Raw genomic sequence first — 1,097 nt, 5'->3', positions numbered from 1 at the left:
TCCTTCTTCTCGTCACCGTCGTTCACGCCGTCACCGTCAGTGTCCGGGTTATTCGGATCGGTGCCGTCCTTCTTCTCATCCCCATCCGTCACGCCGTCACCATCAGAGTCGGCCTTATTCGGATTAGTCGGATTGCCATTGTTGTGCTTACCGGTCACTTCGTCACCGTCATTCACACCATCGCCATCCGAGTCAGGGTTGAGCGGGTCAGTGTTACCAGGCTTCCCATTCGGATCAGACTTGTCATCCTGGAACGGGTTCTTGGTGCCGTTCACCTCATCACCGTCATTGATGCCATCGCCGTCGGTATCGGGGTTCTTCGGATCAGTCCCGATCTTCTTCTCGTCACCATCATTGATGCCATCACCGTCAGTGTCCGGGTTATTCGGATCGGTGCCGTCCTTCTTCTCATCCCCATCCGTCACGCCGTCACCATCAGAGTCGGCCTTATTCGGATTAGTCGGATTGCCATTGTTGTGCTTACCGGTCACTTCGTCACCGTCATTCACACCATCGCCATCCGAGTCAGGGTTGAGCGGGTCAGTGTTACCAGGCTTCCCATTCGGATCAGACTTGTCATCCTGGAACGGGTTCTTGGTGCCATTGACCTCATCACCGTCATTGATGCCATCACCATCAGTATCCGGATTGTTGGGATCGGTTCCGATCTTTTCTTCCTCAGAATCGGTCAGGCCGTCCCCATCACTATCAGGATCATTAACAGTCACCTTCGACGTATCGAAGACCTTGTCACCATCCTTGATCGTGACAGTAATCTCGTCCTTATCCTTAGCATCCCCAGGAACCTTCACAACAACGTTCCCGTCCCCATCAAAGGAACAAGTAGCACCATTGGAAGCTTCACACGACGCAGTATCCGGAATCGGACCATTAGCAGGATCCTTCGCCAGCGTCACATCCGCGCCAGGCTTACCATCACCATCACCCCAAGCCGGGCAACCATTATTAGAAGCCGGCCCAGCAACAGCAGGACACTGATCCAGCGAATCCGGGACAGTATCCCCATCACTATCAGGATCATTAACAGTCACCTTCGACGTATCGAAGACCTTGTCACCATCCTTGATCGTGACAGT

At 53.6% G+C, this 1,097-nt stretch carries 1 protein-coding gene; it reads right to left on the bottom strand.

Annotated features, from left to right (window positions below):
- The coding region (locus QP305_RS08685; RefSeq protein ID WP_284904923.1) for a hypothetical protein at window positions 1-1,097 on the bottom strand (1,097 nt) is incomplete at both ends.

Source organism: Actinotignum timonense (assembly GCF_030216305.1).
Lineage (GTDB): Bacteria > Actinomycetota > Actinomycetes > Actinomycetales > Actinomycetaceae > Actinotignum > Actinotignum timonense_A.
Note: the sequence above shows the minus strand (reverse complement) of the source record. Positions and strands in the feature narration are given on the sequence as shown.